Consider the following 25,616-nt stretch of genomic DNA (forward strand, 5'->3'; position numbering starts at 1 on the left):
CAACCACGACACACTCATATGCATGCTCGACAATCGTGTTTCGCTGACCTTAAAAGCCATCGGCGACTTCGACACCCCCAGCGGCACGCCCTGGCACACAGTCCTTGCAGGGCTAAGCGAACTCGCTGGACTGCCGCAACTAAACCCCACACATACAACCCTCGACGGAAAATATCTTGCAGCACAAACACCCTTAACAAACGCGCACCATGGCGCACTCATTGATCCTCACCCCACAGCATCCAGCCCGCTACTCCACCCCACCGGGCCCAGCTTTCATGTAACAGGCGGTCCTCACACTGGCCAAGTGCTATCCCACAACCACCCTTACATTCAGGCGTGGTTTCGCCCCATTCGCACTCGCCGCATGACCACAACCGCGCGCATTAAAAAAACGATGCCGTGGACGACAACCTCTGCTTCAACGCATCACCCTCGTCAACCGACAGTCGAGTTAACGCGGGCACACGGCACTCATCGACCACTCAGCACACGTGTCTTCACCCGCATCTTTGGTTTTCGTCTTCGCCCCGAGGACACCCTTACTATCAGGCAGCCCTCACGCCCCCGTACAGGCAAAGAAAACGGCTACGACACCCACGTCATGCAATGGCGTATCAGCCCGCAGCACCGCCCTGTTATTCATGCGAACGAACCCACTCAAACGCACGATACAGACGAGGCGCTCATCACCGCACTTCCCATCATTTCTGCGCTCATTCCGTTCACGCTCAGTATTGCGTTAGCGATCTTCCTTAAACAGCCCTACATGCTGTTGTTCGGCCTAGCAGGCCCACTCATCGCAGGACTACAGGTATATGCCCGCAGCTCATCGCGCGCAAAGCAGCGAGAAAAGAGCTCCACGTCCACAAGCAACGACACAGCAACCAGTGTTAACACTGCGCGCGGATTACACGCCAATGTTTTTGAAGCAGCATTACCCGACCTCATCGGCGCATTGCGCGACTACACACCACCGCACCCCACCCGTACACCACAGCCTCGCTACGACATCACACCCGATAACTGTGCGCACATCGGCAGTTGGACCACCCCCTCTTCACTCGGTGCAGCACGTGCAACAATTCTGCGGCTGCTGTGCCTATCCGCTTTTCCTCTGCTTATCGATCCCAACGACACGCCACTATCGCTCGTGATCGTATGCCCACGAGCTGCAGCATCAGAGTGGAGTTGGCTACGCTGGCTGCACCCCACCATGGTTTTCTCCTCTGATAGCACACGCCTTCAGGCAGACAGTCAGCGTGCTGCACTGGACCGCAACAATCAACTAGTCATTGTTGACGAACGCGCGGTCAACCACACAACTCACCAGTCAGTAGCAGAAACTATCGTGGCGCCAGCTACAGCGTGCGTCGTAGTGCGGCAGACACATGCGCATGCCACACAGCAGTCCACAAAAACGTGTCCGTTAGATAACAACCCGCTCACAGTCGGTCGCACCAACTATGAAGAACTCACCGAGCAGACTGCAGAACAGGCCATAAAGTACCTCCGTAGAGCGTTACAGCAACGCACCCCGCACAGCAACGAACTCCCGCAAACAGCAGCTCTCTCCCAATGTTCCGCACTAGCTCAGCCGACTTCACCCGCGGCAACACACAACGACCTCATTTTTGAAGTTGGGTTAGGTGCACACAACACCCAAGTACGTTTTGACCTCGTCTCAGACGGCCCCCACGTGCTTGTAGCAGGGACAACTGGGGCGGGAAAATCAGAATTCTTACGCACCTTCATCATGACCCTTGCTGCACGCTACTCCCCCAAGCATCTGTCCTTTGTTCTTGTGGATTACAAAGGTGGTGCTGGCCTAGCCCCATGCGCATCCTTACCGCACAATATCGGCCTAGTAACCGACCTCGACCCTTCAGAAACAACGCGAGCGCTATCTGGGCTACAACGCGAACTGAAGCGCAGAGAGCATCTGTTCGCCGACACACAAACAACTCGGCTCGAAGAATACAATGCTCTACAGTCCATCACAGAGCCTTTACCGCGCCTCGTCATAGTGGTTGACGAATTTCGTGCGTTAAGCGACGACCACCCCGATTTCATTAACGATCTTGTACGACTTGCAGCGCAAGGCCGATCTCTCGGCATACATCTCGTGTTGGCGACGCAACGTCCGGCGGGAGCAATAACCGCAGATATGCGCGCCAACCTCACACTGCGTATCTGCCTGCGAGTAGCAGACGAACAAGATTCAGTAGATGTCATAGGCACACCCGAAGCGGCTCACCTGCCACGCAATGCGCCGGGCAGACTACTTATTCACGCAGGATCGGGAGAACGCACACTAGCGCAGTCTTATTTCAGCGGCAAAAGTCGAGAACGCAATGTCACGGTGAGACGACTCAATAACTGGCATGAGCCATTAGGCGGACTCATGCAGAAGCGCACAAAACAGGTGTCTCATACAGAACATATTTCCCACATCCACGGCAAGCACACCGCGCACGCCCCGTTGTGGGCGCCGAGCCTTCCAGAACTGTTCAGTACCCCTAGCAGCACTGCTGATGCCTCTCTTGACAGCGTTTCTGCTGTTCTTCCGCCACAGCCTTTTCCACTTGCAGTTGCCAGCCCGATGGATGCGGTAGCACACACATTCATGTTTCCGCTCGACGCTTCAGGGAATATCCAAGTTTTGGGTGGCACCAAGCTCGGAAAAACCACGTTTCTGCTCAACGCCGCCGCGAGTTACGCCAACGCCGGTTTTACTGTCCATTGGCTTGGCACTGCACACGAACTCACAACAGCAGATGCGGTTCTCCGCCAATTTGGTGCAGCACACACCACGACGTCGTCGTCAGATGCATACCTCACACACGCTGTCCTCAAGCAGCTCTGCATGCAGCCTAACCCCACACAACATGTGCTCATCATCGACGGGTTTGAAGAACTTCACGCAACGTTAGAATCGTTTAATCGAGGCTCAGGAACACAACTATTAGAGCACTTTGCCACACATTACGGGACCGCAATTCGCCAAGTTATGATGTCGACTTCTCGTAAGCTTCCCCACCGACTAGAGCAATACTTTGAACGGCGATTCTTGTTTGGCTCAGGTAACCGCGACGATGACCGAGTTTTGGGGATTCCAGCCGACCTTGCTGGCATTCCCGCACAGGCAGGACGCGGGATCGTCCTTGATAGAAATCTTGCAATGCCATTCCGTGTCGCTCACCTTACGGTCGACACGCAAGCAGACACGCTCCGCAGATACGCTCCAGCCTCTGCACAAGATTGTGCTACGGATCTAGGTTCGAGTCCCCTCATACAAGCGTGCTCTCTTCGCGCCCTCGATGAAGTTCCTCCCCATTTTCCTGTACGGTGCGGGTTTTCTGGAGAACCGCTCTTGCCCGAAGAACACTCAACTTGGTTGATAGCTGGCAGCAGACGCAGCGGTCGAACAACGCTCTTGAATCATTTCGCCACTTTTTTTGATTCGCGCACGTACACGGTGTTCCGATTCTCGGCTACAGCCCGTGGTAGTGATTCCGTGTCAACGATCGCTGCCCACACACTTGAGACACTCAGAGAAAACGTTAAAAATGCACAAAACTATGTTGTGCTTATCGACGACTTTGATCGAATCCCAGCAGCTGATGCGTTGCACGTTGAACAGCTCATAGAATTCGCTTTAACAGCAGGAACCAAAATCATCGTTACTGCAACAGTCCAGGCAATTAACCAAGCTTTTCGTGGGCCGCTCGCTCAATTGCGTGAGCTTGGCACGGGGATTTTGCTTGCTCCCCATGTCTGTAAAGAACGAGAGTTCCTTGATACTCCTATTGGAGAAGCGCTTGATCCGACCACATTTTTTGGGCGCGCAGTCATGACCTCTCACGGCGTAGCACATCCCGCTAGGATCTACTCCACAGAAAGCACTTCTCGTCTGTGATCAGTCTTGGCGTGGTTCACGAAAACCAATGTGCTGCGAAACTTGTGGAACAAAAAACAGCACTGCAAGCAAAAAACCGTAAGCCATCGCAGCCGCACCAAATGCATACAGTTTTGCTTGTATCAAGCTCACCCCCACCAAAATAACGAGGATTTGCACGGTAAGTGCTGGACCACGCACCCACGCCTGTCCATGCGCGATTCCGCGTAGCAACGCGAACAGCAACCAGGACGCTCCAGCAGCACTCACAATCATCATGAGTGCGATACCAACGTGATCCACGTTCCCCGAGGCGAGGTTAAAAGTACCGACACCAACATATACGGTAGTTAAAAGTAGTTGACCGCCGATGAGCACAAGCACAATCGTCACAAGCAAAGGACGTGGAGAGCCAAACCATTTTCGCAATGATGGCTGGTTGTGCTCATTCGACATATCGCTCATTCTTGACCCCATATAGAAAAACTATGCTTTGCAGTTGCGCTCTGCGCTACAGACTACCTGTTGCTTCATGAGTCTGACACACACGATGCCTTGACTTTTACGGTCCCTTCATCACCACCCCCTAACCTCATTCCACATACTGGACCGCACCTCTTTCGCTAGCACCCATTTAAACCCACCGTCAAGACTAAAACTCGACGTTTTCCCTGTTTCCATGCCAAAATTCTGCGACTTATACCACCATATTCGCGTGTGACAAAAACCTCATGGGAATCATTCAAGAAAATCTTGGAAAACTCTTGTGCCAGCCCCCACGCAAATGTGAACCTAGTGATTACTTGTTTCCCGTTTTTCTTTCGGACCCCTCCTATCTCATCAATGGTCGAGTGGTCTTTACCTGCCTAGGAGTTGCAATGGATTGGCGTCATCGCGCCGCGTGCCTCGAAGAAGACCCTGAACTTTTCTTCCCAATCGGCAATACCGGGCCTGCACTCCTTCAAATCGAAGAGGCAAAAGCCGTTTGCCGTCGCTGCGAAGTTGTCGACACTTGCCTCAAGTGGGCAATTGAGTCTGGTCAAGATGCTGGAGTTTGGGGCGGTTTGTCAGAAGACGAACGTCGCGCCCTCAAACGACGCACAGCACGCGCTCGTCGCGCGCACTAACAAGCTACGTTTGTACGACTGTGGCCGGACCAAATTTTGGTCCGGCCACAGTCGTATGTCAGCACCCTTACGCCGCAATCATCCAACGATCACGCTGGCCACGGCAAAAGCGACTGCGCCGCCCACAAGGTTTAAACTCACGTGGCTAAAAGCCCTGCGCCACCGTTTTTCAGCCACCATTGCATGTACTTCTAAAGCAAACGAAGAAAACGTTGACAGCCCTCCACACAGGCCAGCAGCCAATAATGCCTGCATCTTTTCGCCTTCAATAGGGCCGTGAGCATTCACGACAACGCCTAAGAACAAGCATGCAAGAACGTTCGCTGCGGTTGTGCCCCAGCCGTCACTAGGACGTGGAACATCACGTCGAATATTTCGCTCCGCAACACCGCACAGCCAACGACCCAACGCTCCACATCCGCCGCCAACAAACACAGCCACAAGAATAGTTACGGTCATCGCTGTAGCTCCTGTTCCGGAGTTACACGCATTTTCTCTAGCCCACTACTTGTAAGACGCCCCAACCACACAGCTGCAACACACACCACCACAGCAGCAATCACATACGCAAGGGCAGGCAACAACAGCGATTCTTGAGCCATAAGCCCCGCAAGCAACAGATACGTGGAGAACGACGTAAACCCGCCTAACAAGCCGGTCACAATACCTGCCTGCACGTAGGGTTGCACTCTAGCCCGGAACTTAATATGAGCTAACACGCCAATAAAGTAGCAGCCAAGAACATTCACGCACAGCAAGGCCAGCGCCGAAACTCCCACGGACGAAAACGTGGCCGTTCCGCTTGTTTGCTCAAGCACATGCTGCACAACAGCCCGCAGCAAAGCTCCAGTGCCTCCACCTATCCACACAAGTACCGCAATGAGTGCCGCGTTAGGCGTAGCAAAACCTGCCGCCTTCACGTCATGAGTGTTTCGAGCGATTCTCATCTCACTGAAATCTGGATTAGTTAGTGTGCGTGCTTAACCATTCGGTGAGCAGATCACGCTGTCCTGCAAGCACCGCCCCAATGGATTGCGCTACAGCGCTTTCGATCATTGAACCAAATAATGGGATTGAAGCGACAACGTCACCTGAGTAGGTCAGCAGTGCATCTTCGCGCGTTCCTTGTAGTGTGACATCTCCACTGATACGAACAGGTGCGCCCGCAATTTCTAAAGCAAATGTGCCAACACGGTGGTATTCGTCGTCATCAGCTGGTTGAGCAGATGCCCATGCTTCTGTCTGACGGATTTCAAGTTCGTCGCCGACAAAAGATCTAAAGTTCGCTGGAATCATGTCGCTTTTCATCGCACGGATAGACACGATAGTGACTGCGCCGTCTTCAAGTTCAATAGCTTCCACTGACAGTGTTCGCATCTCTGTACGTTCTGCAACGAACCGGATGTACTCTTCACTGCTTAATGCGTTCATGACGCGGCGGGGGGAATAATTGACCTGCAAGCTTTTCACTCAGGTGCACAGTTTTCTCCTTCAGAATGAGAGGATACTAAGCTGCCCCTTAAACCCTCGAATCTCTCTTTGTCACCAAGCCTAATTGATGTCGAGTTCAGATACCGGTTGTTCCGTGTCATTCGCGTAACCTTGAGGTGTGTCTACACTCAGTGATCTTGTTGAACGCTATGGCTATCTTGAACCGGCGCAAACCGAATGGCTGCATCTCCTTGTCGGAGATTGGCAGTTTATTTCAGATTTAGCGTTTGCGGATCTTGTGTTGTGGCTGCCTACAGAAGATGGAAACTTCATCGCGCTTGCACATTGTCGTCCGTCAACTGGGGCGACTGTGCATTATGAAGACATCGTTGGCACGTTTGCGCCTGATTCTGTTCGTCCACAACTAGAAAAGGCACTTGTTGACGAGCAAGTACAGCGGTCCCGTGAACCGCGCTGGTTTGGCACGTATGCGGTACGCGAAGAAGCCGTTCCAGTCACATGTAACGGCCACACTATTGCTGTTGTTGCTCGTCAAACCAACCTTGGTTCTGGACGGACCCCGTCGCGCCTCGAAATGAACTACGTTGAAGCGGCCGACGACTTAATGAACATGATTGCGTCAGGCGAGTTCCCTTCGCCTAACTCAGCTACTGGTTCACGTCGTGGCGCGCCTCGTGTCGGTGACGGGTTGCTGCGTCTTAATGCTGATGGTGTGGTTCTTTACGCCTCGCCAAATGCTTTGTCGTGTTTCCACAGGCTTGGAGTGCTTGGGCCGCTGGTTGGCCAGTCTCTGGTGGAAGTCACGGCAGAACTCATAGAACATAAAGTTCCAGTGGACGAATCTATGCCGTTAGTCATGATGGGGCGCGCCCCGTGGCGAACCGATATTGAATCTAAGGGCGTGTGCCTGTCTGTGCGGGCTGTTCCACTGTTAGAGGCGCATGACCGTATTGGTGCGGTGCTGATGTGCCGTGATGTGTCTGAATTGCGCCGCCGTGAACGCGAACTCATCACGAAGGATGCGACAATTCGCGAGATTCACCACCGCGTAAAAAACAACTTACAAACGGTTGCGGCACTCTTACGTTTGCAAGCGCGCCGCATGACCGTTCCTGAGGCTCGCGCAGCTTTAGAAGAGGCCATGCGCCGTGTGGCGACGATTGCGTTGGTTCATGATTCGCTGTCACAGAATCTTGATGAAGAAGTCGAGTTTGATGAGATGGTTGGTCGGGCTTTGCGCCTTGCAGCGGATGTTGCGGCTGCCGGTATTTCAGTTCGCACTATTCAGCGCGGTTCGTTTGGTTTGATCGGCGCTAAAGAGGCAACTCCGTTGGCCCTGATCTTGACTGAACTTGTCACGAACGCTGTCGAGCACGGGCTGTCTCGCACTGGCGGTGGCACGGTAGAGATTCGTGCTGACCGTGACGGTAATCGACTAACTGCGGCTGTATGCGATAACGGTGCAGGTTTTGATGAAGATGCCGGCCCTGGTTCTGGCTTAGGTACAACGATTGTTCGAACTCTTGTCACGAACGAACTGTTGGGAACCATTGAATGGTCGTCCCGTGAAGGTGGCGGCACTGAAGTTCGCATTGAGTGTGACGTGCAAGGTTGAGCGTACGACGAAGGGGGCGGCCAATGTGTGGGCCGCCCCCTTCGTTTTGTTTTATTCGTTGTAGTCAGATAGCGGTTGCTTTGCAGCCCACTCGTAGAGGTCTACTTTTGGCCCTGTGAAGAATGGGATTTCTTCGCGAACGTGGCGGCGTGCTTCTGTGTCGCGCAGGTCGCGCATGAGGTCGACGATGCGGTGCAGTTCTTGTGCTTCAAAGGCGAGGAGCCATTCGTAGTCTCCTAGTGCGAATGAGGCGACTGTGTTTGCGCGAACGTCGGCGTATCCTGCTGCGGCTTGTCCGTGGTCACGGAGCATCACTGCGCGTTCTTGTGGTGGCAGTAGGTACCATTCGTACGAGCGGACGAATGGGTAAACACACATGTATTTGCCTGGTGTTTCGTCGGCCATGAATGCTGGTACGTGGGAGCGGTTGAATTCGGCTGGACGGTGCATACCAACGTTTGACCATACTGGGTCGAGGCAGCGGCCAAGTTCGCTTTGGCGCAGACGCTGGTAGGCGCCTTGTAGTGCTTCGATCTCTGGTCCGTGCCACCACACCATGAGGTCTGCGTCTGCACGCATGCCGGAAAGGTCGTACCAGCCGCGGACGGTGAGTTCTGTGTCTGTGCCTGATTCTGCACCGCCCACTGCGTTGAGGGCTTGGCGCACCATGTCGTTGCGTTCGGTTTCGTCTTGCGGCAGGGTGTTTGCCGTTTGGAAGACGGACCACATGGTGTAGCGGATGGTTTTGTTGATTTCGTCCGCTAGGTGTTCGTGCGACATGTGTCTCCTCGACTAGTTGTCGTTGTCAGGCTGCTGGCCTGCGACTGTTGGGATTCCGGTTGGTTGTTGGTGGCGTTGGAAGCAGCAGTTTGTGGGGCATGCCGAATGGAATGGCGGCAGTGCGGTGTCGCATGCTTCGGTGATGTGTTCGCCGCGTGCGATTGCTGCGCGTTCCAAGATGAGGTCCACGAGGCCTGCTACGAATTCTGGTCGCGTGCCTACAGTGTCGGCTCGTCGGGCAGCTAGGTTAAGGTCTGCGCAGGTTGCTAGGGCCTCTGTGTCGAGGTCGTAGACAACTTCCATGTGGTCGGAGACGAATCCTATTGGGGCGAGCACGACACGGCTGGTGCCGTTTTCGGCTAGTTCTGCAAGGTGATCGTTGATGTCCGGTTCAAGCCATGGTTGTGCAGGCGGTCCGGAACGGGAGCAGTATGACAGCGTCCAGTTTGTGTCTTGGGGAATGACTGCTTGTTCTTTAAGTTTTTCGACGATGGTTTCGGCTAGGGCGAGGTGCTGTCCCGAGTATGTTGCCGGGTTGCGTGCCCCTGAGGCGTCTTCCATCGCGTTGGGGATGGAGTGGGTAACGAAAGCAATGTGTGTGGCGTCGTCTGTGGCATTGTTTGCGTTGAGGTCTTCCCAGGCTTCTTTGACCGCTGCAATGTTTGCGGTCACGAATCCTGGGTGGTTGAAGTATGAACGGATTTTGTCGAAGGTGACGGCTGTTGTGGCGGGGGTGCCGTCGTCGTCGATGTCGCCTCGTTCTCGTTGTACGACTGCCATGTCTTCGCGGTATTGGCGGCATCCCGAGTATGACGAGTATGCGGAAGTGACGAGCATGAGTGCTTTACGGGCACCGATGCGTGCGAGTTCGTCTAACGCGTCGGTGGTGTAGGGCTCCCAGTTGCGGTTTCCCCACACGATGGGAAGGTCAAGTCCTCGCTTGGTGAGTTCTGTTTCAAGCGCTGCTTTGAGTGCAAGGTTTTGCTCGTTGATGGGGCTTTTCCCACCGAATCCGTAATAGTGTTCGCCTACTTCTTTGAGGCGTTCGTCTGGGATTCCTTTACCTGCGGTGACGTTGCGGAGGAACGGCACGACTTCTTCGGGTTTGTTTGGTCCACCGAAGGAGTAGAGCAGGATCGCATCGTAGGGGGAAGTCAGTGGGTTATGCACTCTCTCATGGTGTCAAAAGTTTCTGAGAGTTGGTATGTTGTGGTCAGTTTTTTCGTGAACTTTGTATGTGACGTTTATGCGACATCGCGTCAGATTGTTCGAGGGTCGCTGTTCCACAGGCTATTTTTACTAGTTCCCCAGAGCAAATTTTATGACTCAGCGCCCCAAGCGTCGTTCTCGTGACGCATACGAGCGCAGTGCGCGGAGGTAGTCGACTCGTCGGAAATCTGGCCAGTATGCTTCACAAAAATAGAATTCCGACTTCGCTGTTTGCCACAGGAGGAAGCCACCTAAACGTTGCTCGCCGGATGTGCGTATCAGGAGTTCGGGGTCCGGCTGGCCTTTGGTGTAGAGGTGCGGCGCGATGCCTTCTACACTCAACGCATCAATAGCTTCGTCAAAGGTTTTGCCTTCGTTTTGATACTCACGAAGCAGGTCTTTTACTGCATCAATAATTTCGTGGTGGCCACCGTATCCGATAGCCACGTTCACGTGCAGCCCATCAACATGTTCTGTAGATTTTTGGTAGCGGGTGAGGCTTTCAGCGAGTTCTGCGGGAAGCAAGTCAAGCTTGCCGACGACACGAAGTTTCCAGCGCCCAGCTGAGGCTAGTTGTCGCACTGCTTCTTCGATGATTTTGAATAGTGCGCCGAGTTCTTCTGATGATCGGTGCAGGTTATCGGTGGACAGCATCCATAATGTGACAACTTCGATGCCTAGTTCTTCGCTCCATCCGAGGAAGTCTGCGATTTTGTCTGCGCCGCGCTGGTGGCCTGCTGCTGCGGGTTCGCCAAAGGATTTGGCCCATCGCCTATTTCCATCGAGTATCACTGCTACGTGGCGCGGTAGTTCGTCGCGTGGGATTTTGCGCGCGATGCGTTCCTCGTAGAGGTCATAAAGAAATCGCGGTGATAACACGTGGTTTGCCTTTCAGGCTGAGCGGGGTCTCCTTAAAGTTACTGGACTTCTGGGTCGCCTGTGTACAGTCGGACACTTTTATCTGCAAGTTATAGTGAAATCTTCACACAAATCACAACCTACGGGTCCGTAACTTACGGTTGCGTAGGTTATGCTTCTTGAGGGTTACTAAATCACAAGCAACCCATCTTGTACACACTGCCCAGCAGTCCACCAACACAATGCGGAGACAATGTGGCTACACGTGATAACTCACCGAAAAAAGTCCACAATCGGCCAAGCGAAACATTTGGTAAAGCCGCCGACGCAGCAGGGCGCGCAGCGTCCAAAGCCGCAAGCCAAGTAAGTGGCGCGCTCAACGCCGTTAAACCAAAATTACGCGGATGGATCCACGCCGGAACTTTCCCACTCGCCCTTGCAGCAGGAATCGTTCTCATCGTCCTCGCCCCACCTGTAGCGCCTAAAGTAGCCTCTATAGTTTTCGCAATCTCGTCATGGCTACTGTTTGGCACTTCGGCCGTCTACCATCGCGGTAATTGGAGTCCAAAAGTAACCGCAGCGTTGCGTCGTTGGGATCACTCAAACATCTTCCTCATCATTGCCGGCACATACACGCCATTGGCGGTAACGATGCTGCCCAAGCAAACGGCCACACTACTGCTCATTATCGTATGGTCAGGCGCTCTCCTTGGACTGGCTGCACGCATCATTTGGCTAAGCGCGCCACGTTGGCTCTACGTCCCCATCTACATAGCACTAGGCTGGGTTGCCGTGTGGTTCCTCCCCGATTTTTGGCGTGAAGGCGGAGCAGCAGTGGTCTGGCTAGTGATAGCCGGCGGACTGTCTTACACCATCGGCGCAGTCATTTACGCTCTAAAGAAGCCCAATCCAAGCCCTACATGGTTCGGGTTCCACGAAATCTTTCACACCTTCACGGTTATCGGCTTTGCCTGCCACTTCGTCGCAGTTGCGATAGCAGTTCTCACCTACAGTTAGTCAGCTAGTACACGCCTCGTTGCGTAAGGGTCGGCTATATCCGACGGTTACGCAACGAGGGGTTACGTTCACGCGTCTCATAAATATCGGCTGCGGAAACATCAGTGACAAGAAGGCCGGGAGACTGTTCCAATTCGTGCGCCACTACCCCATCAGCACGTACAACCATTGAATGCCCGCATACGCCTTCTCCAGCCATCGCAACGCCCAACACAACTGCAGTGTTTTCTATAGCTCGCGCTTGAAGAAGAGTGCGCCAATGCAACAATTTCCCTGGGCCAGCAACCCACGCGGCCGGATTAATAATGACGTGCGCGCCTGCTTCTGCCCGCAAACGTGTAATTTCAGGAAAGCGTAAGTCATAACAGGTCTGCACACCGAAGGTTACGTCATCGCATATAAAGACACCCGGTTGATTCACATCTCCAGAAAGAAACGTGTCTGATTCTCGGTATCCAAACGCGTCATACAAATGCACTTTGTCATACGTCAGCACAACTTCGCCGCCGTCAACAACGACCAGCGTGTTCAACACTTTTAGGCCGGACGTGCGTACTACACCTGCGACTATGCAGATACCCCACGCGGCAGAAAGGGACTGCATAGTCGCTATATATTCGTCAGTGTGCTCGGCTAACTCTTGACTAACACCGCGCGGGTCAAACCCTGATGCATATTCAGGCAGCACAATCATTCTGGCCCCTGCTTCACCAGCAGCACCCACCGATTGCGTGAGGAGAGATCGCGCCTTTATAGGGTCACGATCTACCCGTAGTTGAGCTAAGGCAATTCGCATATGTCCATGCTCACTCGCCGCCACCGCCACCGCCATCGGACCCTGATGAACCAGAATCTGACGAGTCGGCCCCAGTCATACCGCCATCTGCACTACCGGCATCACCATTGTGTGCATTGGTTTTGCGACGAGGTCCCGGACCATCAAACGTCGCAGCAGCCCGATATGACGTACCGCTTTTGTGAGCAACTTTGCGTAGCTTCTTAGTCATAGACAAAAACAACACAATCGAAATCGCTGCAATAAAGAAAATTGCTAAGAAGCCTGATAACCCAGGCGACACGTCTTCCTTGTTCAACCCCGGACGCAACTCGTCGCCGGGCTTTAAAGTTGTAGGCAGCGGCTCAGGTGTCACATCATTTTGTGCAACAAGAACCCCATTAACTATCGCAAACTGCATTCTTACGATTCCCTCTCAAAGTTTTCGCGGATTCCCGCAAACAAATCTGACTCAGGCAAGGTAACGTCCACCCGAGACTCAGCAAGCTCATATTCTTCAAACGGCCACACGTGGGCTTCTAGTTCCCTAGGCACAGCAAAGAAAAACCCTTCAGGGTCAATTTGTGTTGCATGTGCACGCAATGCCTCATCACGTTGGGGGAAGTATTGCGCGCCATCCACACGAGTAGTCACTGTCCGTTCAGGCAGTTCTTTCGCTTCCCGCGATTCCACCCAGCCTCCATACGGAGACTCAAGGCCGGCAGAGAGCATCGCTTCATGCAACGTCGAAATCTTTGTTAAAGAAAAATCGTTGTTGTAATACAGTTTGGACACTTGCCACGGCTCACCAGTGCCTTCATAAGCATCAGGATTACCTGCCTGTAGAAAAGCTTCGCGTCCAACTTTGTGACACATAATGTGGTCTGGGTGCGGGTACCCACCAGTTGGATCGTATGTGGTCATAACATGCGGACGAAACTCACGAACAAGTTCAACTAACGGACGAGCCGCCTGCTCAACAGGCAAAAGCGCAAAACACCCGTCAGGCAATGGTGGCAGTGGATCCCCCTCGGGCAAACCAGAATCTACGAAGCCCAGCCATACGTGTTGTACACCCAACGCGCGGGCAGCGTGACGCATCTCTACTTCACGAATAGCGCGCATCTCTTCAAGTCCATGGATTTCTTTACCATAATGAGGGTTAAGGACGCTGCCTCGTTCCCCTCCTGTGCAACTCACAACGAGAACTTCCACTCCTTGCGCTGCATAGCGCGCGGTCGTTGCAGCCCCCTTACTCGATTCATCGTCGGGGTGTGCATGCACGGCCATTAACCGTAACGGCGTACTGCTCAACGGTTCCTCCTGTATTTCATGTGGGGGTGTCGTGAGTTCAATTTTGAACTTTCCACCTACCCGACAATAATCGAAAACACGCATCAAGAGACATTGTGTCCTTGTACAGATTGATCACGCCGAAAAGGGGCCTCGTGAGTAACGAGTATTACGACGAGTACGAACTGGACGAAGACGAGCCAGTTCTTGCCGGGTCTTCTCCTGCCGGCCCTTCTGGGAACCTCACTCCACGCGGACGAAAAATAGCAATTGCGTTAGGAACGTTAGCTCTCATTTTAGCGGTTGCTGTTGCCGCATGGTATGCGTGGTCTTCCCCTACTATCCGAGGGAAAAACGTTGGTTTTTCCATTAAAAGCTCCGAAGTTATTGAAATAACTTTCGATGTTGCTAAACCCCTCGATATGACTGTTGTCTGCACGTTAGATGCGCTCAATGAAAACTATGCCCAAGTTGGCACAAAAGAAGTAACCATTGGTCCAGCAGATGTGTTTGAGCAACGATTCAGCACTGATATTCGCACAACTGAGCGGGCAGTAACTGCTGTGGTGGATGTCTGCCGCGATGCAGCTTCTCGATAGTCGCATAGTAACTGCGTGAGTTTGTCCGCTTTCGTTGCTATACTTTCAAATTCAGCATGCGATTGAACGCGGCCACAAACATGTGATGCCCACGCGCGTTGACTTTCACCGCCAGTTTCGGTGCAGCGTTAAGACCCTGCACACACCGAATATGTGAGCTTTGCTCAGATACGGTTATGAAACGTGGAAAGTCACGTTCGGGGGCACATTCTTTTATGGCCGCGTTTTCGTTACGTCCGAGTCAATATCATCATGGTGCTGACTCATACTTACTAGTCCATACAAAGGAAGGAGCGACCTGTGACTCAGCCAAATGTCATCTGGCTCACCCAGGAGGCTCATGACCGTCTCCAGTCCGAACTAGATCACCTGAGCGGGCCCGCTCGCCAAGAGATCACCGACCGTATCGCTGCCGCTCGCGACGAAGGCGACTTGAAAGAGAACGGCGGATATCACGCTGCTCGTGAAGAGCAAGCCAAAAACGAGGCGCGCATCCGTGAACTCACGGAAAAACTCCGCAACGTTCGTATTGGTACGCCAGCCGACGACGGTGTAGTCGAAGCTGGCATGATCGTCACAGCGGAAATCTTTGGTGACGACATGGTGTTCCTTCTCGGTTCCCGCGAGATCGCAGAAACCACAGACCTCGACGTCTATTCTGAACAGTCACCGCTTGGCGCTGCTATCAGTGGAAAAAAGGTCGGCGACAAGGCCACCTACACTGCACCTAACGGCAAAGAAATTACTGTTGTCGTCAAGGACGCAAAACCGTACCAAGGCTGACCCCAGTACACATGTTGTGTGGGAGTGTGGTGGTCATTCACGTATGTGAATGACCACCACACTCCCACACTCATATTCTGGGGCGCACGCTGACGTGCGGTAGAGTGCTCGTCCGTTAAGAGATGCGGTATCCACGTGTGCGCATGAACTCAAGTAATTCAGCGCAGTGTTCTGGACCTTTTGTTTCTATTTGCATTGTGACCTCAACTTCATCGATGGCGAGGTCAACCCCTGTGCGCACATGATCAACATGCATAACGTTTGCATGCTGTGATGCCATGTCGAGGAGCATTTGGGCGAGTGCTCCGGGGGTATCGATAAGACGCACTTTCATAATCAAGAAACGACCGGCTGCTACCAATCCATGGCGCACTACACGCAGCAGAATGTTTGGATCAATGTTTCCCCCAGAAAGCAATGAAACTATTGGTCCTTCAAACTCTCCTGGATACGCTAGCAAAGCTGCCACTCCAGCAACTCCAGCAGGCTCAACAACGAGTTTTGCGCGCTCAACCATGTACACCAAAGCCCGAGAGATATCTTCTTCGCTGACATTCACGATACGGGTGTTCCCGTGGGAAATAATGTCGAACGGTAATACCCCTGGCCGGCTTACGGCAATCCCGTCTGCCATCGTCGATTGCGCGGCAACAGTAACAGGCCCTCCGGCAGCCAACGACGCAGTGTAGGCGGCAGCTCGGTGTGCTTGTACTCCCACAACTTCCACGTGTGGAGCGATATGAGCAAAGGCAGCAACCAGACCTGCCACGAGCCCTCCGCCACCCACGGGTGCTAATACGGTTTTCACTTGTGGAACTTGCTGCAGGATTTCCAACGCGACTGTCGCCTGTCCAGCGATGACATCCGCATGATCAAACGGGTGAATAAAAACGGCACCAGTGCGTTCAGACTCTTGTTGTGCTGCCGCGAGCGCTTCGTCAACGTTTTCGCCAACGAGGCGAACTTCTGCACCGTATTCTCGCGTGGCAGCGACTTTAGGTAGGGCGGCCCCAACAGGCATGTACACGATTGCTTTGATACCAAGTGCTGCGGCGGCCAGTGCGACGCCTTGAGCGTGGTTTCCTGCACTTGCAGCAACCACGCCGCGTGTTTTTTCTTGATCGCTGAGGCGTGCCATACGCACGTATGCGCCTCGCACTTTAAAGGATCCTGAGCGTTGTAAGTTCTCACATTTGAGGTAGGTGGGAACCTTCGTGAACTTTTCTAACGCTTTTGAGGATTCAATGGGTGTTACTCGGGCAATGTCGGTGAGTAGGTGCGCCGCATCCGTGATGGATGCGAGAGATACTGGCCGTGGGTCGTTGGTAGGAGTGCTCATGGATGGGTGTGTCCTGTCAGTACGCAGCTCCTACGAGTTTAGGGGCTACTTTTCAGTTCCTGCCTCTGGACCGTCTGGCGTGGGTGTGCTGTTCGGTTCGTCGGTTGGTGGAGTTGCTGGTTCGTCGTTTCTATTTTGGAACCGCGACAAGAATTTTTCCAATGTGGGTGAGGTTTTGTCTTCCGATTCGGACGTTTCGGTGCGTGTTGTGTCTGAAACGTACCGTACTGCGGATGTGACCATGACGGCTCGTCTGCCGACGGGTCTCATTGCGATGTGGTCGTCGAATCCTAGTTCGGGGAATTTGTCGTGTCCGTTGAGGTAGAGGATGACGGTGTTGAGTACTGCGACGATGGGCACTGCGAAGAGTGCTCCTACGATTCCGGCGAGTACTGTTCCTGCGGTTACGGAAAGCAGAATTGCGACTGGGTGTAGTGCTACTGCGCGGCCGATGAGGAAGGGCTGTAGTACGTGTCCTTCGATTTGTTGGACGAGTAGCACGATGCCGAGCATGACGAGGGCCATGACCCAGCCTTTGACGACTAATGCGACGAGTACTGCGATTGCTCCGGTGACAATAGCTCCGACGAATGGGATGAAGGCGCCGAGGAAGACGAGGGCTGCCATTGGTACGACGAGTGGGAGCCCCATGGCCCATGCTCCGAGTCCGATTCCTACAGAGTCGATGAATGCGACGAGGATTTGGGTGCGTACGTATGAGGCGAGGGTGACGAGTCCGCGTCGTCCTGCTTGGTGGGTGCGTTCCCGCACGTGGCGTGGGAGGAGTCCGACGACCCACGTCCAGATTTGGCGGCCGTCGATGAGGAAGAAGATGGTGCAGAAAATTGTTATCAGTAGCCCGGCTACAACGTGTCCTACGGTTGTGGTGAAGGTGAGGGCTCCGTCGAGTACTGTTCCGGTGTATTGCTGTAGGTTTTGTGAGGCTGAGCTCCAGTATTGGTCAAAGGAGCGTAGGTCTAGGTTGAGTGGTGCGCCTTGGAGCCATGCGATGAGTTCGTTGAAGCCTCTGATTGCTTGGCCAGAGAGTTCTGAGATTCCTGCGGAGATTTGGCTTCCGGCAACGGCGATGAGCCCTGAGATTGCGCTAATGAGGAAGACAAGCGAAACGACAGCGCTCAGCCCTTTAGGGAATTTGAGGCGGAATCGTAGGAATCGTTCGAAGGGCTGTAGGAGCACTGTGATCAGTAGTGCTATTGCGACGGGGATGACGATGGTTTGTACGTATCCGAGGAATTTGATGAGTACGAAACCGACGACTAAGACGACGAGGAAGCGCCACCCCCATGCGGCTGCCGCAACGAGGGTTGGAGAAACGTATGGTTGGTGTTCTCGTGGTTTAGCGCTGTAGGTCTGCTTAAGGGTGCTTGAGGTGACGCGCACGGTGGCGTCGCTGTATTCCGGCGAAGAGATTGTTTCCCCGACAGGTTTGTTTTGTCGTGGCGTGGAACTATCGCTGACCATCGTTGCCTTTCACACCTCACTGCTATTCATTGCCGCAACTGGTTGCATGTAGATGGGAACATCCGCACATGCTCTGTTGTTGACACTAGTGGTAATCTTTCCATTTTTTCTACGAAGTGCACGTCAGCCCTAAGGAGGAAGTATGTTTGATGGCCTGTTTGGTTCGTCAATAAAGACGACGATGGTGGCTCCTGAGAAGGCGTTGCCGGGCCGTTCGGTGGCTTCTTTTGAGGTTCCGGTGCGCCATCATGTTATTGATGGGCCGCTTGATCTCAGCGATAATCCTTTATTTTCTACGATCTATTTGGGTTTAGGGTGTTTTTGGGGTGCTGAAAAGGAGTTGTGGCAGCTTCCGGGTGTCGTGACGACTGCGGTGGGTTATCAGGGCGGTTTTACTCCTCATCCCACATACGAGGAGGTGTGTACTGGCCGTACTGGTCACACTGAAGTTGTACGGGTGACGTATGATCCACTCCGGTTGAGCGATGAGGAACTCCTACGAAAGTTTTGGGAAGCACATGACCCTACTCAGGGTTTTCGTCAGGGTAATGACCTAGGGACTCAATACCGTTCGGCTGTGTATTTCACTTCTGAGGCGCAAGAGCAGGCTGCTCGACGGACTTTAGAGGTCTTCCAAGAGGCACTTTCTGCACACGGTTATGGTGCGATTACTACCGAAATTAAGCCGGTGTCTGATGGTGCTGCGACGTCAGGCTCCGCGGGTGAGTTTTATTATGCGGAGCCCTACCATCAACAGTATTTAGCTAAGAACCCGAACGGGTATTGCCCTGTGCATTCCACAGGGGTTGCGTGTTCTTAGCGGCCTTTGCGTGTTCCGCGCCCTGTTTGCGTCTGTCGTTTGTTTTTTCCTGCGGCAGGCGCTTTCTTTTTCTGGGTTGTGGTGCGACTGCGTGATTGTGTTGTTTGTTTTTGTGCGCGGCGTGCAGCGCGTTCTTCTTTAAGTTGTTCTTGTGCTTGTTCGTCGGCGATTTTTTGTTGTTGTGGGTTGGATCGTGCGGAACGGGAAGATTTTGCGCTTCTACCGCGGACAATTCCGATGAATTCGTCGATGAGTGGGTCGTCGTTGTGTTCTTCCCAGACGAAAGCTATTGGGGATTCTGGGGCGCCTGAGAGTGGCAGATAGGTGAGGTCTTTTCGGTGATGGAGTCGAGCCAACGATTGTGGCACGACGATAACGCCTATTCCAGCGGCAACGAGCTCTATGGCTGCTGCTGTGGTTTCTGGGCGTTCTTCTGCTGGGAGTCCGGGCAGAGCACTCCAGGTGAGGAGGTCGTCTAGTGGGTGTAAAACGATTTCGTCGGTGAGGTCTGGGATGGTGAGTGCGTCCACTGCGGCGAAGTGGTGTTCTTTCGGGAACACTACGACGGGGGTTTCGCGGTAGAGCTCGATAACGTGCAGGCCATCGCGCAGGATCGGCAGCCGGACGAGGCTTGCGTGTGTTTCTTTGGTGCGCACAGAGTGTGCGCGGTCTCGTGCGTCAAGGTTGATAAGTTCGAGTGGTATGTCTGGTCGGCGTTCATTCCACATGCCGATCCATTTGCCGGGAGTCACCCCCGGAACGTATCCGAGCTTAAAAGTTGTGTGAGGTTCAACAGTTGAGTCTGTGTTCATGCCAGTTTCCACCTATTTAGGCTACCTGCATTCGGTACGCTTAACCTATGACTTCACGTAAGACCTCTCAGAGCATGAAGGCGGCTACCGCTGCAAAGAAACTTGGCATTTATTTGCCAGCGGCACCCCAAGAGTTTCAGGAGGGGACTATTACTCGTGACGAATTCGTTGAGTTGCAGTCCAATCCCCCGCAGTGGCTTGCAGATTTACGCCGTAACGGCCCTCACCCGCGTGCGATTGTTGCAGCACGTTTGGGTGTGTCGATTTCTGGGTTGAACCGTAATGGTTACTCGGAAGCGCTCACCACGGATGAAATTAATGAGATTCGCCGCGAAGAACCTAAGTGGCTGATTATTGAGCGTCAGATCGCCGAAGAGGTGAAAGCTGAGGAGGAGCGCCTCGCTAAGGAAGCTCGAATTAAGGCTGAGAAAGAAGCTCGTCGCGCTAAACGCGGTTAATACATGCATGAGTGTGGGCCGGACGGATTTTCCGTTCGGCCCACACTCATATGTTTAGGTTGGGGTGCTTATGCGACGTCGACGAGGTCAACAACGAACACAAGGGTTGCTCCGCCTGCGATGCCTGCTTGTGGCACACCGCGCATGCCGTAGCCGAGCTCTGGTGGAATCGAGAGGAGTAGGCGTGAACCTAGTTTGTTTCCGACGATTCCTTGGTCCCAGCCGCCAATAACTGCGCCGATACCGATTGGGAAGTCGATGGTTGCACCGCGGTCGTACGAGTTATCGAAGACACCGCCGTCCCATGATTGTCCAAGGTAGTGAACAACGATGTTGTCGCCGGCAGCGATTTCTGGTCCATCGCCTTCTACGAGTACGGATACCTGCAAGCCTTCAGGTGCAGGTGTTCCTGGGAAGGTGATGACTGGTTTTTCACCGAATCCGCCGGTTGCGGATGGAAGTTGAGGTGACATGTGTCAAGCCTTTCAGTAGGGCTCTCAAATACTTTGCGGTAATCGCAAAACATCGATTTTATATGAAAAAGTGGCCCGAACCTTGCGTGTTCGGGCCACCTAATAATGGGGTTACTCGCTGCCTCGCAGTATTGCGATGAGGCGAAGAAGTTCAATGTAAAGCCAGATGAGGGTAACCATGAGTCCAAAAGCAGCAGACCATGCGTACTTTTTCGGGATACCGTTTTTGACGCCAGTGGATGCTGCATCGAAGTCCATGACGAGGGACATCGCGGCAAGAATCACTGCAAGGATTCCAATACCGATGCCGAGGGCGCCCCCGCGCATTCCCCATCCGTCCAACACACCAGTCCATACGAGGATGGCGTTCAACAGGGTGAAGACGAGGTAACCGGCCATACCGATCAAGACAATGCGAGTGAACTTTGGTGTGACGCGTACTTTTCCTGATTTAAACAGGAAGAGCGATACTGCAAACACCGACAGCGTTGCAAGCACTGCCTGCATAACGATTCCGGTAAGTGGTTGACCGTTAACAACCATGTTCTCAAACGCGAACGACAGTCCACCAAGGAACACACCTTGAGCGATGGTGTACGCGATGATGAGTGGTGGGCTTGGCTGCTTTTTGAACGCGTTGATGAGACCCAAAACGAGTCCCACAATTGCGCCAATGAAGTACAAGCCTGGGGCAACGTTCCATGTCACTGCGGCAGTGACAACAAGAAGGACGAACAAGAAGCCCGTCTTCATGATGACGTCGTCGTACGTCATGCGGCCGGTGTCTGCGGTGGTCGCAGCAGGCGCGTTGTACATGTGGTCTAGTTGTGCTGCGTCGGTCGCCATTGAGGCGCCGGTGTGCATCTGCTGCGCTTGCGTGCGCTGCACGTCGCGGTTGGCTTTTTCACCAAACACCGCGCTGTTGTTAAAGACAGGGTTTGTCATTCTTCCTCCATTAGGGGGACTACATGCCAACAATACCTGTGTTGTTCATGTATCACTACACCATTAAACGCACAATAGATCAGAAAAGTTCCGCTCATATTCACCATTTTTATGCCGATAACCCTAGTAGGTCACACGAAATGGAGTATTACCAGATGAGCACCCCACCAAAGATACATAAGTCTTGGACTGATCAGCCGATTTTTATAAAAATTGCGACGGGCGCCATTGCTATGCTTGTGGCCGCTTTCATTGCTTTAGGTATTGCGTTTAAAGCATTGGATGACTCACATCACCGTGTTGATGAACTCTTCACATCCAGTGTGCAACCAATTGAGATGCTAGCTGCATTACAGCGCACCTACCAAGGCGATCGGGCACGAGTCATTCAGTACACGTTCTCCCCTGAAGATCTGCGCAGCACGCTACAAAGCGAATTGCGTGAACGTGAAGCAGAGCGTGCTGCAAGCCTTAACGCATATGAGCCACACAAAACAAGCCAAGAAAACTTTGACGCAATTTTGGTTGCGTTTGATGACTATTATGCGGTGGCTTACAACGACTTTTTCCCACTCGTTGACTCTGGTGACATTCCAGCGGCAACCGAAGTATTTGAAAACGAAATTCGCCCAGCAACCACGGCAGTAATGGAAGCTATCACTGCCGAAAGCAACGCTAAATCTGAGCTGGCGCAAAATATCGTTGAAACAAATGATCGTGATTCTGATCGTGCTCTTTTGGCGCTTATTATCTTTACTGTAGTAGGTTCTGCTCTTGCACTATTTATTGCATTCAGGACAGCACGCAAGATCGCGCAACGACTTAAAGATGTCGGTGTTGCTTTGGCTGCGACCGGTGACGGCGACTTTACGGTTCGTACGCGTGTAACGGGGCACGACGAAATCGGTGCACTTGCGCGCGATCTTTCCCGCACACAAGACAAACTTCAAGACCTCACGTCACGCATCGCAGATTCTGCTATGACCGTGGCTGCCGCTGCTGAACGCCTTTCTGACGGCGCTGGACAGGTAACAGCGGGGTCGGAAGAAACTTCTGCACAGGCAGGTCTTGTTGCCGCAGCGTCCAACCAAATTAACCGCAACATTCAAACGGTTGCTGCTGGCGCAGAAGAAATGGGGGCTTCGATCCGCGAGATTGCTAAAAACTCTGAGGAAGCAGCCAACGTTGCAAACAATGCACAACACGTTGCGCAAATAACGAACACGCGCGTGTCTCGTCTTGGTCAGTCGTCCGCCGAAATTGGTGACGTTATTAAGGTCATCACGTCTATTGCTGAACAAACAAACTTGCTTGCTTTGAACGCCACAATCGAGGCTGCTCGTGCTGGCGAGGCCGGTAAGGGCTTCGCAGTGGTCGCCTCTGAGGTGAAAGAACTTGCAACTGAGTCCGCTCGTGCCGCCGACGATATTTCTAAGCGTATTGAAACGATCCAAAGCGATACTGCTGAAACTGTGGCTGCAATTGATGAGATTTCAACAATTATCGAGCTCATCAACAACTATCAAGTAACCATTGCGTCAGCGGTTGAAGAGCAAACTTCCACGACGAACGAGATGTCACGGTCAGTGGCGGAATCGGCTACTGGTTCCAGCGAAATCGCCGCAAACATTGTTGGTGTTGCTACGGCAGCAGAAAACAACGCCCAGACTGTTGTTCGCATGAACGACGTAATTGTGGAACTCGCGCAGACCGCTACAGAGTTGCGTGGTCACGTTGATGAACTGAAGTTCTAGCCGACAACATTTTCTCGCTTATGCAGTGAGGGGCGGGCTTACAGCATGTTCTGTAAGCCCGCCCCTCACTATTTCCCAATAAAAATAACCTGCTTCAGCGTTCCATACACTAAAGCAGGTTTTCTATGAGTGCCCCCAGTCGGATTCGAACCGACACTGGACCGATTTTAAGTCGGCTGCCTCTGCCGTTGGGCTATGGGGGGGGCGGGCTGGGTTGACTCTATCTGTACGGTAACCACGAGCTGCTGAAACGAGTCGGAGGCATCGCCTCCTCGTCGCTGATCCGGCCGATGTAAGGATGCTCCTTGCCCCGCCAGCAACAGGCGGTGAGCGGTGTTCGAGCGTGAGTCAGGAATCACCCGAACCGCACCCCAGCAAACGCATGCCCTGAGGTAACTGCCGATCGACAGCACCATCCGTTGTCATAGGCGATCTCTATACTGGGAGCATGACTTTCACCTCTCTGCATCGCGCCCTTGGGGTCGCTCCTGGACCGCTGACGGATGACCTACTCTATGCGGCAGTAAGCAATGGAGTCGTGGAGACCAACGATTTGGATTGGAAGTCAGAGTTGCCGCCGGCAAAGGGTTTGCCGCAGACGGACTTTCCCAAGGACGTCGCGGCGATGGCGAACAGTGGCGGCGGCATCATCGTGTTCGGTGTGCGTGAGTCGCAGAAAGCAGCGACGGATCGGGTCGATGTCGGAGAGTTCGATGAGGCCTATGAACGATCCCTACGCTCCGCCGCAATCACCGCTATCTCACCGCCAGTCTTCGGTCTAAACGTGCACCGTCTCGGAGCTGAGGGCGCCCGCGCTGTGGTCGTGGAGGTACCGGCAAGCGTCGACGGACCGCATCTGATCTACCGCAACGACTACTTCGGCGCTCCGGTGCGTAATGACTCAGACACCGTGTGGATGAAGGAACGCCAGATCGAGGCGATGTACCGAGCTAGGTTCAACGAGCGTCAGCACGCGACCGAGGCGTTGGATTCCCTGTACAGCGAGGCAGCAAGAGGCAGAGATTCTGACAAGCGCGCCTGGCTGGTCGCAGTCGCTCACCCCCGTGTCCCTCGACTACACAATGGCTTGACGCGAGACGGCGCGCGCGATGTGCTGATCAAGGCCGAAGATCTGGCCCTGTTCTATGCCGGACGTGGCGGTGTGCATCCGCTGGAGAACGTTGACCGACACAATCCGCGACCGGGGCTACGTCGCTGGATTGCCGTCAACACCGCGACAGACGATCAATCTCTGCGGAAAGAAGCGTGGGCGAGTCTCCACCACGACGGATCAGTCACACTTGCGGCCGCGGTCGGCGGCCACCGCTTAAGTAGCAACGAATACTCCAAGGGATCCCAGATTCAGTCAGGAGCGGTCGAGTGCGGCGTCGCTGACCTCATGGCTCTCATCCGGGAGACCGCCTCGGCGACGGGCAATAACGAGTACGATGTGCGCGTAGGGATTGAGTGGCTCGGATCCGAGTCCCTGAGCATCCTGACATGGAACAACTTCGACCACTCCTACTACCCACTACACCGCTACACGCCGGTCGAGACCACCGTGAACGCGGCGGAAGACGCTCTGGACTTCTACTGGCACGTGCACGACCTCGCTAAGGACTGCGTGAACCAGGGTGGTGTCTCGAACGTATCGATGATTCAGCCGCCTGCCCGAGACGCGTCAGCGTAGTTGCGGCTCCCGCAAGCGCCGCACCGATCCAGGCTTGCTTCGACACGATGCGGCGCACTGTTCTCCCTCGCCTGTCAGACTGCGCCAATGGCCGCGGGTTCCAGAGCCCAGTCCCGTTCGGTGCGAATAGGTGCCGGCGACGGCTCTGTCCGCATCCATTCGGCGATCGAGGTGACCACGGCGTCGTAGGCTTCCGGCGAGTGCGAGACCTCGGGGAAGATCGACAGCAGTGCGAGCAACACGGTGGTCGCTGTCTCGGACGCCAGTCGAGAACACAAATAAGGCTTGAACCTTGGCCCTAGATCCATCAGGCCAAGGTTCAAGCCTTGCGCATTGGTGCCCCCAGTCGGATTCGAACCGACACTGGACCGATTTTAAGTCGGCTGCCTCTGCCGTTGGGCTATGGGGGCGTACACAGCACATACATGTCCTGTGTG

At 53.8% G+C, this 25,616-nt stretch carries 25 protein-coding genes and 2 tRNA genes; 10 read left to right on the plus strand and 17 right to left on the minus strand.

Features of this window, described 5'->3' with window-relative positions:
* Window positions 1-22 precede the first annotated feature (22 nt).
* Window positions 23-3,919, plus strand: a complete 3,897-nt coding sequence (locus tag ACR9EC_RS06205) for an FtsK/SpoIIIE domain-containing protein (protein ID WP_435298382.1) — start codon at window positions 23-25, stop codon at window positions 3,917-3,919.
* Here ACR9EC_RS06205 and ACR9EC_RS06210 read toward each other — a convergent pair whose 3' ends face one another.
* Entirely contained in the window at window positions 3,920-4,354 is a 435-nt protein-coding gene (locus ACR9EC_RS06210) for a hypothetical protein (RefSeq protein WP_435298383.1), read from the minus strand.
* Between the two features lie 422 nt (window positions 4,355-4,776).
* Here ACR9EC_RS06210 and ACR9EC_RS06215 point away from each other — a divergent pair, with 422 nt between their 5' ends.
* Complete coding sequence (locus tag ACR9EC_RS06215; protein WP_377465454.1) at window positions 4,777-5,025, plus strand: WhiB family transcriptional regulator; 249 nt, start codon at window positions 4,777-4,779, stop codon at window positions 5,023-5,025.
* A gap of 78 nt (window positions 5,026-5,103) precedes the next feature.
* On the opposite strand, the gene ACR9EC_RS06220 is transcribed toward ACR9EC_RS06215, so the two are convergent.
* The 3 genes from ACR9EC_RS06220 to ACR9EC_RS06230 are packed head-to-tail and all read right to left on the minus strand — an operon-like array spanning window position 5,104 to window position 6,495.
* Complete coding sequence (locus ACR9EC_RS06220; protein WP_435298384.1) at window positions 5,104-5,484, minus strand: fluoride efflux transporter FluC; 381 nt, start codon at window positions 5,482-5,484, stop codon at window positions 5,104-5,106.
* A complete protein-coding gene (locus ACR9EC_RS06225; RefSeq protein WP_435298385.1) occupies window positions 5,481-5,972 on the minus strand; it encodes a FluC/FEX family fluoride channel in 492 nt (163 codons plus the stop codon). Before ACR9EC_RS06225 ends, ACR9EC_RS06220 begins: the two co-directional genes overlap by 4 nt.
* Window positions 5,973-5,988: 16 nt before the next feature.
* Window positions 5,989-6,495: a DUF2505 domain-containing protein gene (locus ACR9EC_RS06230; protein ID WP_435298386.1), complete on the minus strand. Its 507-nt coding sequence runs from the start codon at window positions 6,493-6,495 to the stop codon at window positions 5,989-5,991.
* Window positions 6,496-6,634: 139 nt separating this feature from the next.
* Between ACR9EC_RS06230 and ACR9EC_RS06235 the strand changes: the two genes are divergently transcribed.
* A complete protein-coding gene (locus ACR9EC_RS06235; RefSeq protein ID WP_435298387.1) occupies window positions 6,635-8,092 on the plus strand; it encodes a sensor histidine kinase in 1,458 nt (485 codons plus the stop codon).
* A 51-nt stretch (window positions 8,093-8,143) separates the two neighbouring features.
* Here ACR9EC_RS06235 and hemQ read toward each other — a convergent pair whose 3' ends face one another.
* The 3 genes from hemQ to ACR9EC_RS06250 all read right to left on the minus strand — a co-directional run bounded on the left by hemQ (window position 8,144) and on the right by ACR9EC_RS06250 (window position 10,960).
* A complete protein-coding gene (hemQ, locus tag ACR9EC_RS06240; protein WP_435298388.1) occupies window positions 8,144-8,872 on the minus strand; it encodes a hydrogen peroxide-dependent heme synthase in 729 nt (242 codons plus the stop codon).
* Between the two features lie 12 nt (window positions 8,873-8,884).
* A complete protein-coding gene (locus ACR9EC_RS06245) occupies window positions 8,885-10,042 on the minus strand; it encodes a ferrochelatase (protein ID WP_435298389.1) in 1,158 nt (385 codons plus the stop codon).
* A 156-nt stretch (window positions 10,043-10,198) separates the two neighbouring features.
* Window positions 10,199-10,960 (minus strand): isoprenyl transferase, encoded by a 762-nt coding sequence (locus ACR9EC_RS06250; protein WP_435298390.1) that lies wholly within the window; start codon window positions 10,958-10,960, stop codon window positions 10,199-10,201.
* A gap of 234 nt (window positions 10,961-11,194) precedes the next feature.
* Between ACR9EC_RS06250 and trhA the strand changes: the two genes are divergently transcribed.
* Window positions 11,195-11,956, plus strand: a complete 762-nt coding sequence (trhA, locus tag ACR9EC_RS06255) for a PAQR family membrane homeostasis protein TrhA (RefSeq protein WP_435298391.1) — start codon at window positions 11,195-11,197, stop codon at window positions 11,954-11,956.
* A 34-nt stretch (window positions 11,957-11,990) separates the two neighbouring features.
* On the opposite strand, the gene ACR9EC_RS06260 is transcribed toward trhA, so the two are convergent.
* Genes ACR9EC_RS06260 through mca form a run of 3 tightly spaced genes read right to left on the minus strand, consistent with a single transcriptional unit; the run spans window position 11,991 to window position 14,045 of the window.
* Complete coding sequence (locus tag ACR9EC_RS06260) at window positions 11,991-12,752, minus strand: carbon-nitrogen hydrolase family protein (RefSeq protein WP_435298392.1); 762 nt, start codon at window positions 12,750-12,752, stop codon at window positions 11,991-11,993.
* Between the two features lie 10 nt (window positions 12,753-12,762).
* Window positions 12,763-13,152 carry a hypothetical protein gene (locus ACR9EC_RS06265; protein WP_435298393.1) on the minus strand — a complete coding sequence of 130 codons (390 nt, stop codon included), beginning with the start codon at window positions 13,150-13,152 and terminating at the stop codon, window positions 12,763-12,765.
* A 2-nt stretch (window positions 13,153-13,154) separates the two neighbouring features.
* Entirely contained in the window at window positions 13,155-14,045 is an 891-nt protein-coding gene (gene mca / locus ACR9EC_RS06270) for a mycothiol conjugate amidase Mca (protein ID WP_435298394.1), read from the minus strand.
* A gap of 134 nt (window positions 14,046-14,179) precedes the next feature.
* Here mca and ACR9EC_RS06275 point away from each other — a divergent pair, with 134 nt between their 5' ends.
* Complete coding sequence (locus tag ACR9EC_RS06275) at window positions 14,180-14,623, plus strand: DUF4307 domain-containing protein (RefSeq protein WP_435298395.1); 444 nt, start codon at window positions 14,180-14,182, stop codon at window positions 14,621-14,623.
* Window positions 14,624-14,923: 300 nt separating this feature from the next.
* A complete protein-coding gene (gene greA, locus ACR9EC_RS06280) occupies window positions 14,924-15,406 on the plus strand; it encodes a transcription elongation factor GreA (protein WP_435298396.1) in 483 nt (160 codons plus the stop codon).
* 115 nt (window positions 15,407-15,521) lie between these two features.
* Here the strand turns inward: greA and ilvA are convergent, their stop codons facing one another.
* Window positions 15,522-16,745 carry a threonine ammonia-lyase gene (gene ilvA / locus ACR9EC_RS06285; RefSeq protein WP_435298397.1) on the minus strand — a complete coding sequence of 408 codons (1,224 nt, stop codon included), beginning with the start codon at window positions 16,743-16,745 and terminating at the stop codon, window positions 15,522-15,524.
* A gap of 45 nt (window positions 16,746-16,790) precedes the next feature.
* Window positions 16,791-18,227, minus strand: a complete 1,437-nt coding sequence (locus ACR9EC_RS06290; RefSeq protein WP_435298398.1) for an AI-2E family transporter — start codon at window positions 18,225-18,227, stop codon at window positions 16,791-16,793.
* A 142-nt stretch (window positions 18,228-18,369) separates the two neighbouring features.
* Here ACR9EC_RS06290 and msrA point away from each other — a divergent pair, with 142 nt between their 5' ends.
* Window positions 18,370-19,047 carry a peptide-methionine (S)-S-oxide reductase MsrA gene (gene msrA, locus ACR9EC_RS06295; RefSeq protein ID WP_435298399.1) on the plus strand — a complete coding sequence of 226 codons (678 nt, stop codon included), beginning with the start codon at window positions 18,370-18,372 and terminating at the stop codon, window positions 19,045-19,047.
* Here msrA and ACR9EC_RS06300 read toward each other — a convergent pair.
* Window positions 19,044-19,859, minus strand: coding sequence for a LysR family substrate-binding domain-containing protein (locus ACR9EC_RS06300; protein ID WP_435298400.1), 816 nt, complete (start codon window positions 19,857-19,859; stop codon window positions 19,044-19,046). The two genes, msrA and ACR9EC_RS06300, sit on opposite strands and share 4 nt — an antisense overlap.
* A 47-nt stretch (window positions 19,860-19,906) precedes the next feature.
* Between ACR9EC_RS06300 and ACR9EC_RS06305 the strand changes: the two genes are divergently transcribed.
* Window positions 19,907-20,317, plus strand: coding sequence for a DUF5997 family protein (locus ACR9EC_RS06305; protein WP_435298401.1), 411 nt, complete (start codon window positions 19,907-19,909; stop codon window positions 20,315-20,317).
* A gap of 68 nt (window positions 20,318-20,385) precedes the next feature.
* On the opposite strand, the gene ACR9EC_RS06310 is transcribed toward ACR9EC_RS06305, so the two are convergent.
* Both ACR9EC_RS06310 and ACR9EC_RS06315 read right to left on the minus strand, forming a co-directional pair.
* Complete coding sequence (locus ACR9EC_RS06310) at window positions 20,386-20,790, minus strand: FKBP-type peptidyl-prolyl cis-trans isomerase (protein ID WP_435298402.1); 405 nt, start codon at window positions 20,788-20,790, stop codon at window positions 20,386-20,388.
* A gap of 111 nt (window positions 20,791-20,901) precedes the next feature.
* On the minus strand, window positions 20,902-21,735 hold the full coding sequence (locus ACR9EC_RS06315; protein WP_435298403.1) for a Bax inhibitor-1/YccA family protein: 834 nt from the start codon (window positions 21,733-21,735) through the stop codon (window positions 20,902-20,904).
* A gap of 155 nt (window positions 21,736-21,890) precedes the next feature.
* Here ACR9EC_RS06315 and ACR9EC_RS06320 point away from each other — a divergent pair, with 155 nt between their 5' ends.
* Window positions 21,891-23,489 (plus strand): methyl-accepting chemotaxis protein, encoded by a 1,599-nt coding sequence (locus ACR9EC_RS06320; RefSeq protein ID WP_435298404.1) that lies wholly within the window; start codon window positions 21,891-21,893, stop codon window positions 23,487-23,489.
* 130 nt (window positions 23,490-23,619) lie between these two features.
* On the opposite strand, the gene ACR9EC_RS06325 is transcribed toward ACR9EC_RS06320, so the two are convergent.
* Window positions 23,620-23,691 (minus strand) — tRNA-Leu (locus tag ACR9EC_RS06325).
* Window positions 23,692-23,937: 246 nt separating this feature from the next.
* Here ACR9EC_RS06325 and ACR9EC_RS06330 point away from each other — a divergent pair.
* Window positions 23,938-25,179 carry an AlbA family DNA-binding domain-containing protein gene (locus ACR9EC_RS06330; protein ID WP_435298405.1) on the plus strand — a complete coding sequence of 414 codons (1,242 nt, stop codon included), beginning with the start codon at window positions 23,938-23,940 and terminating at the stop codon, window positions 25,177-25,179.
* Between the two features lie 334 nt (window positions 25,180-25,513).
* On the opposite strand, the gene ACR9EC_RS06335 is transcribed toward ACR9EC_RS06330, so the two are convergent.
* A tRNA-Leu gene (locus ACR9EC_RS06335) sits at window positions 25,514-25,589 on the minus strand.
* Window positions 25,590-25,616 lie beyond the last annotated feature (27 nt).

The sequence above is a fragment of the Timonella sp. A28 genome, from assembly GCF_051200815.1.
Lineage (GTDB): Bacteria > Actinomycetota > Actinomycetes > Actinomycetales > Cellulomonadaceae > Timonella.

Excerpts from the sequence above, each read along its gene's own strand:
- ACR9EC_RS06205 (WP_435298382.1), top strand. The coding sequence starts at position 23 with ATGCTCGACAATCGTGTTTCGCTGACCTTAAAAGCCATCGGCGACTTC.
- ACR9EC_RS06210 (WP_435298383.1), bottom strand. The coding sequence starts at position 4,354 with ATGTCGAATGAGCACAACCAGCCATCATTGCGAAAATGGTTTGGCTCT.
- ACR9EC_RS06215 (WP_377465454.1), top strand. The coding sequence starts at position 4,777 with ATGGATTGGCGTCATCGCGCCGCGTGCCTCGAAGAAGACCCTGAACTT.
- ACR9EC_RS06220 (WP_435298384.1), bottom strand. The coding sequence starts at position 5,484 with ATGACCGTAACTATTCTTGTGGCTGTGTTTGTTGGCGGCGGATGTGGA.
- ACR9EC_RS06225 (WP_435298385.1), bottom strand. The coding sequence starts at position 5,972 with ATGAGAATCGCTCGAAACACTCATGACGTGAAGGCGGCAGGTTTTGCT.
- hemQ (WP_435298388.1), bottom strand. The coding sequence starts at position 8,872 with ATGTCGCACGAACACCTAGCGGACGAAATCAACAAAACCATCCGCTAC.
- ACR9EC_RS06260 (WP_435298392.1), bottom strand. The coding sequence starts at position 12,752 with ATGCGAATTGCCTTAGCTCAACTACGGGTAGATCGTGACCCTATAAAG.
- ACR9EC_RS06265 (WP_435298393.1), bottom strand. The coding sequence starts at position 13,152 with ATGCAGTTTGCGATAGTTAATGGGGTTCTTGTTGCACAAAATGATGTG.
- ilvA (WP_435298397.1), bottom strand. The coding sequence starts at position 16,745 with ATGAGCACTCCTACCAACGACCCACGGCCAGTATCTCTCGCATCCATC.
- ACR9EC_RS06290 (WP_435298398.1), bottom strand. The coding sequence starts at position 18,227 with ATGGTCAGCGATAGTTCCACGCCACGACAAAACAAACCTGTCGGGGAA.
- msrA (WP_435298399.1), top strand. The coding sequence starts at position 18,370 with ATGTTTGATGGCCTGTTTGGTTCGTCAATAAAGACGACGATGGTGGCT.
- ACR9EC_RS06300 (WP_435298400.1), bottom strand. The coding sequence starts at position 19,859 with ATGAACACAGACTCAACTGTTGAACCTCACACAACTTTTAAGCTCGGA.
- ACR9EC_RS06305 (WP_435298401.1), top strand. The coding sequence starts at position 19,907 with ATGACTTCACGTAAGACCTCTCAGAGCATGAAGGCGGCTACCGCTGCA.
- ACR9EC_RS06310 (WP_435298402.1), bottom strand. The coding sequence starts at position 20,790 with ATGTCACCTCAACTTCCATCCGCAACCGGCGGATTCGGTGAAAAACCA.
- ACR9EC_RS06315 (WP_435298403.1), bottom strand. The coding sequence starts at position 21,735 with ATGACAAACCCTGTCTTTAACAACAGCGCGGTGTTTGGTGAAAAAGCC.
- ACR9EC_RS06320 (WP_435298404.1), top strand. The coding sequence starts at position 21,891 with ATGAGCACCCCACCAAAGATACATAAGTCTTGGACTGATCAGCCGATT.
- ACR9EC_RS06330 (WP_435298405.1), top strand. The coding sequence starts at position 23,938 with ATGACTTTCACCTCTCTGCATCGCGCCCTTGGGGTCGCTCCTGGACCG.